A 6,091-nucleotide genomic window follows, 5' to 3' on the forward strand; every position below is an offset into this window, starting at 1 on the left:
GGCTTCCCGTGGGATAGGGGAGGTGCCGTCAGGCAGTGGGGTTAAGTGTCACCCTATACCAGGACTCCGTATGAAACCTCAACACTCAACCGTGGTATGGGGGCGATCGCCACATCCGCTCCGACTAGCAGTAAAAAAGGGGTAAGCAATGCCCACCCCAGTCAACAGAACTATCTATTACTATTTTACTCGATTCCTTCGATCCGATCCTCTACCTCTTGATAGAGTTCTCTTAACAAATCAAGATTTTCCTCGCTGGTATCCCAATAGCCGCGACCGTTTGCCTCTAGTAGAGTCGTCACCATGCGGCGGAAGGAATGGGGATTCATGTTCAGAAGACGCTTTCGCATTTCTTCATCTTTGATGAAGGTGTCGTTGGTGTCTTCGTAAATCCAGTTGTCTACTGCGCCTGCTGTGGCCGACCATCCCATAGTGTTCACCAGACGCTTCGACAGTTCCCGCACCCCTTCATAGCCGTGGGATAGCATTCCCTCGTACCACTTCGGGTTCAGCAACTTGGTTCGCGCATCCAGACGGACGGTTTCCGAGAGGCTGCGAACCTGAGCATTGGCCGTGGTGGTGTCTGCAATGAAGGCGGTGGGCTTTTTACCATCCCCTCGCAGGCTTTCAACCACCTTAGTGGGGTCAGAGTCGAAGTAGTGGGAAACGTCGGTCAGGGAAATTTCCGATGAATCCAGATTTTGGAAGGTCACGTCTACCGTCTTCAAAGAGGCCTCAAAGATTTCCCGTGACTGATCCATCACACCCGGATTGTCGGAGTTAAAGGCGAAGGACTTCCGGCGCAGGTACATATCCTGAAGCTCGGCTTCGCTTTCCCAGGAGCTATTCTCCACGGCCAGGTTGACGTTCGAGGAATAGGAACCGGAGGCATTGGAGAAGATCCGGGTGGCGGCTTGGCGCAGGTTAATGCCCATGTCTTCCGCTTGCTTCAGGGCGTGCTTCCGGACAAAATTCATTTCTAGCGGTTCCTCTGCCTCAGCAGCCATTTTCACGGCACGGTCGAGCAAATTCATCTGGTTAATGAACAGATCACGGAAGACACCGGAGCAGTTCACCACGACATCAATCCGAGGCCGACCCAGTTCTTCCAAAGACATCAGTTCCAGCTTGTTCACCCGTCCCAACGAATCGGGAACCGGACGCACACCGACGAGCATCAGCACTTGCGCCAGGGACTCGCCGTAGGTCTTGATGTTGTCCGTACCCCAGAGAACGAAAGAAATCGTTTCGGGATACTGGCCGCCGTTCTCAGCCCGCTGGCGATCGAGCAATCGGTCAACAACGATTTTGGCCGACTGTACCGCTGCGGTGGTGGGAATGGACTGCGGATCCAGAGCGTGAATGTTCTTTCCGGTGGGCAACACATCGGGGTTGCGAATGGGGTCGCCGCCGGGGCCAGGAAGGACGTACTCACCCTCTAGACCTTTCAGGAGTGCGCCCAGTTCATTGTCCGCGCAGACTTGCTGGAGACAGAACTCCAGGTACTCCATCAGTTTCTTGAGGTCATCGGCGTTGACGTTGGAGTAACCCGCTTCATGCAAGGCTTGCAGCCACGGCTCTTTCTTACCCATGTTGAAGAAGTTGAGCTTCGACACCAGGTTGACTCGACCATCGGCATCGGTTTGCTCTTTCACCAGTGCCGTGACCGCCGCCCGAACGCCTTGGGTGATGTCGTACAACAACTGCACATCTTCCAGAACGCCGCGATCGCTGTTCCGGTAAATGTCATCCAGATCGCGGTTCAGGCTATTCGCAATGATTCGAGGTAGACCTAGAATCTCGTCTTCGGGGCGATCAATGCTGGCAATGTTGACCAAGGTGGCGATCGCCTCCTCGGCGCTGGGGGGCTTACCGATGACGTGCAGCCCGCAGGGCAACAGGCGAGATTCGATCTCCATCAGTTTGATGTAGACCTTACCGATCAGTCCATCTCGCTCATCCGCCGTGAGTTCGGAGGCATCCACGTCCGGGAGAACAATATCCTTATCCAGGTTCACCAATCGGCACTTGTCCACGATCGCATTCACGATCTGGATCGCCCGACCGGATTCTTTCTGTCCCTGATACGACGCGATCAGCTCGCTTAGTTCCTTCAAACCCTTGTATAGTCCAGCATTTTCTGCGGGAGGGGTGAGGTAGCTGATCGTTTCGGCGTAGCTGCGACGCTTGGCGATGGTGGCCTCGGAGGGGTTGTTTGCCGCATAGTAATACAGGTTGGGAATCGTACCAATCAGCGAGTCGGGATAGCACTCGCCAGACATCCCCATCTGCTTACCCGGCATGAACTCCAGCGAACCGTGGGTTCCGAAGTGGAGGACGGCATCGGCTTGCCAAATCTTCTCCAGGAAGGTGTAGTAGGCTGCAAACCCGTGGTGGGGGCTGGCGGAACGGGAGAAAAGGAGACGCATGGGATCGCCTTCGTAGCCAAAGGTGGGCTGTACGCCGATGAACACGTTGCCGAAGGTCTTGCCGTACACCAGCATATTCTGACCGTCGGTGTTCAGGTGTCCGGGTGCAGGCCCCCAGTTTTCCTCAAGCTTCTTGTGGTACGGGGTTAAAGCCTCATACTCCGGTACGGGCATCCGGTAGGCGATGTTCAATTCAGGGCTGGCGTACTGCGCCTGAGCATCGTGGATGACCGCTTCCATCAAGGCTTGGGGCGAGTCCGGCAATTCCTGAACGTCGTAGCCGTTGTTCTTGAGGGCGTGTAGAACCTCGTAGATGGAGCCGAACACGTCCAGATACGCTGCCGTTCCGACGTTGCCCTTATCCGGTGGGAAGCTAAAGACGGTGATCGCCACCTTCTTATCCACCTTGGGTTTGCGGCGGAGGTTTGCCCACTTCATGGCACGCTGGGCGATCGCCTCGACCCGGTCTTGCAGAGTGATGGCCTTACCCGTTGCGCCATCTCGTCCGGACAGGATGATGGGTTCGATCGCCCCATCCAGTTCGGGAATCGCAATTTGCAGTGCTACCTGGATCGGGTGCAGACCGAGATCGCTATCCTGCCACTCTTCCGTCGTTTGGAAGACCAACGGTAACGCCACCATGTAGGGACGGTTCAACCGCTTCAACGACTCGATCGCTTTGGGGTGATCTTGCCGTGCAGGGCCACCGACGAGGGCGAATCCGGTCAGGGACACGACTGCATCCACCAGCGCTCTATCCTTGGCTTGGGGATGGTAGAAATACTCGTCTACGGGCTTGGAGAAATCGAGGCCACCCGAGAACACCGGGAGAACTTTAGCCCCCATCCACTCCAACTCCTGCACCATGGCCACATAGTGAGCATCGTCCCCGGTGACGAGGTGCGTCCGCTGTAGGACTAGACCGACACAGGGAGCGAGGGGATCTTTCAAATCAGCAGCAATGTCCTCACGGGAGTTGTGCCAATCCAGATAATCCTGGGTGTTCTCGAACATCCGAGGAGCCAGGGGATGCCAAATGCCCATGTCGGGATAGGTAACAGGCTCTTGATACTGGATGTCGGCGTTGCTTTCCTGCTGATAAACGTACTTATCCGCTAGCATCAGCAGGAAGTTTTCCAGGTTTTCGGGCGATCCCCCTAGCCAGTACTGGAAGCTGAGCATGAAGTTGCGGGCATCCTGCGCTTTGTCCATGGGCAGATACTTCAGCACCTTGGGCAGGGTGTTCAGCAGTTTCAGCATCGCATCCTGGAAGCTGCCACCGCCGCCGGATTTCTCCTTGCGCTTCTTCATGAACTGGGCGATCGCACTCTTGGATTGACCCAGTTGCGCCATCGAAAACGTTCCCATCTTGTTCAGGCGCATCACTTGCGGCATGGACGGGAACACCACCGCCACATCCAGGCGATCGCGGTGCGGTTCTACCGCTTCGACCACCTTATCGGCTAAATCTTCAATGAAAATGAGGGATGCAATAAAAACGTTGGCTTGGGCAACGTCTGCCTGAAACGCTTCATAGTTTTCAGGGCTTCGTAGCTCCTCTAGCAGGTAGCCACTAATCTCAATGGCGATATTGGGATTATTTGCGTTGATCGCGCGAACCGCTGCCGACAGGGCACTCTGATATTGCGGCTCTAGCACGACATAAACGACTTTGAGCAGCGACCGATTTCGCAAATCTTCAGGCTCAATGTGTCTGACCGCAGGCTTAACATACGTGAACATTCAGTAAGGCTCTCCTCTTATGGCTGCCAGAGTTTCGCTAAACAACTGTTATCACTATTAAGTGTTTGTACCAGAAAACGCCCACCAGAAGCCAGATCTGGCCGACATCCGACACAAATTGATATAAAAAACGAGACAAAAAGTTACAAAATTTTACAATATAGGTGAGTCTATGCTCGCTTATCTGTAATTTTTTTAATAAAAATGATCCTTGGGTGTGTCGTCTCCTGAATATTCATGCCCAAGCCCGCCGAATCAACTACTGGCTGTAGGACGACAAAAGTCCTTGAAGGACTTTTGTCACCAGGGTCTCTCTGGGGAGAGTTACGTCAAGACTCCGTCTATAATAGAGCCCATTTGAGATCTCTAGGAAGGGGCTGCAAGTCGCTTGAGCATGAGCCTGACGAAGCATAGGTTAATCTTAGTCGTAGCCTTATCCAAGGTTCTCTCAAAGTTCTTGACCAAAATCTTCTTGACCAAAATCTTGCAACGCTCCATCCAAGCGTTGGAGCGCTCAATCACCCATCAAGCAACCGCAGGAACAAAACCAGTCTTTCCTTGTGCCGCTTTGTCTGCCTTAGAAGGCTTGGGTGACAGCTCAAACTTCATCTTGCTCATGATCTTCGGATACACCTTCTCAAGCGCTTCAGTTCGCTTGTCGGGGTGGTAACCGTGGTCTAGCAGAATCGTGATCTTTGGGATGTTAACTGGCTTAGCTCGAAAGTCATCGATATGCTTTGATAGCATCTCAATATACAAGACGTCGGAGATCTGAACCGGGCGATACCCCCAGAACCGAACTTGATCCGTCATCATAGGAAGGGTGAACCGCATTTCCCCCTAACCAGACGGAACCTATGTCAGAGTTCAACATTCAGGCTCCCTTTGAACCGAAGGGCGACCAACCCAAGGCGATCGCCCAGTTAACCAAGTACATCGAGCAAGGCCATCGATACCAAACTCTCCTGGGGGCAACCGGAACCGGAAAAACCCACACCATGGCGCGGGTGATCCAAAATATCGGCAAACCGACTTTAGTTCTGGCGCATAACAAAACCCTAGCGGCGCAGTTGTGTAACGAGTTGCGTGAATTCTTCCCTGACAACGCCGTCGAATATTTCATCAGCTATTACGACTATTACCAGCCGGAAGCCTATATTCCCGTTACCGATACCTATATCGCCAAAACTGCATCCATCAACGAAGAGATCGATATGTTGCGGCACTCTGCGACGCGATCGCTCTTTGAGCGGCGAGATGTGATTGTGGTGGCGTCGATTAGCTGCATTTACGGCTTGGGAATTCCGTCAGAGTATCTGAATGCATCGATTCCATTTCGGGTGGGAATGGAAGTGGATCAGCGGCAAATTCTCCGGGATTTGGCCTCAGTGCAGTATGAGCGGAATGACCTCGACGTGGGACGAGGACGGTTTCGGGTGAAAGGGGATGTGCTGGAAATAGGCCCCGCCTACGAAGACCGCATCATTCGCGTTGAGTTTTTTGGTGACGAGATTGACGCGATTCGCTACATCGATCCCCTCACGGGCGAAACCTTGCAGAGTATGGAAGCTTTAAACGTCTATCCGGCGCGCCACTTTGTCACCCCCGACGATCGCCTAGAGGACGCCTGCAACGCCATTGAGCAAGAACTCAAGGAACAGTTGGTCTATCTAGAAAGCGAGAACAAACTGCTAGAAGCGCAACGACTAGAGCAGCGCACCCGCTACGACCTGGAAATGCTGCGGGAAGTGGGCTACTGCAACGGCGTCGAAAACTATGCGCGCCACTTGGCGGGACGAGAAGCGGGATCGCCACCAGAGTGCTTAATTGACTATTTCCCCGATGACTGGCTGTTAGTTGTAGACGAGTCCCATGTAACGGTTCCCCAGTTGCGCGGGATGTATAACGGCGATCGCTCT

The 6,091-nt window shown here is 53.7% G+C and carries 2 protein-coding genes and 1 pseudogene; 1 reads left to right on the top strand and 2 read right to left on the bottom strand.

The window, feature by feature from the left end; all coding sequences use genetic code 11:
* Positions 1 to 185: 185 nt before the first annotated feature.
* Positions 186 to 4,172 (bottom strand): magnesium chelatase subunit H, encoded by a 3,987-nt coding sequence (locus IGR76_18065; protein ID MBF2080363.1) that lies wholly within the window; start codon positions 4,170 to 4,172, stop codon positions 186 to 188.
* A gap of 366 nt (positions 4,173 to 4,538) precedes the next feature.
* Positions 4,539 to 4,925: pseudogene (locus IGR76_18070) on the bottom strand (transposase).
* A gap of 104 nt (positions 4,926 to 5,029) precedes the next feature.
* Between IGR76_18070 and IGR76_18075 the strand changes: the two are divergent.
* On the top strand, positions 5,030 to 6,091 hold a 1,062-nt coding region (locus tag IGR76_18075; protein MBF2080364.1), incomplete at its 3' end, for a DEAD/DEAH box helicase family protein.

Source organism: Synechococcales cyanobacterium T60_A2020_003 (genome assembly GCA_015272205.1).
Lineage (GTDB): Bacteria > Cyanobacteriota > Cyanobacteriia > RECH01 > RECH01 > JACYMB01.

What these genes read in the sequence shown, in the direction of transcription:
- IGR76_18065 (MBF2080363.1), bottom strand. Translation starts at nt 4,172, where the DNA reads ATGTTCACGTATGTTAAGCCTGCGGTCAGACACATTGAGCCTGAAGAT.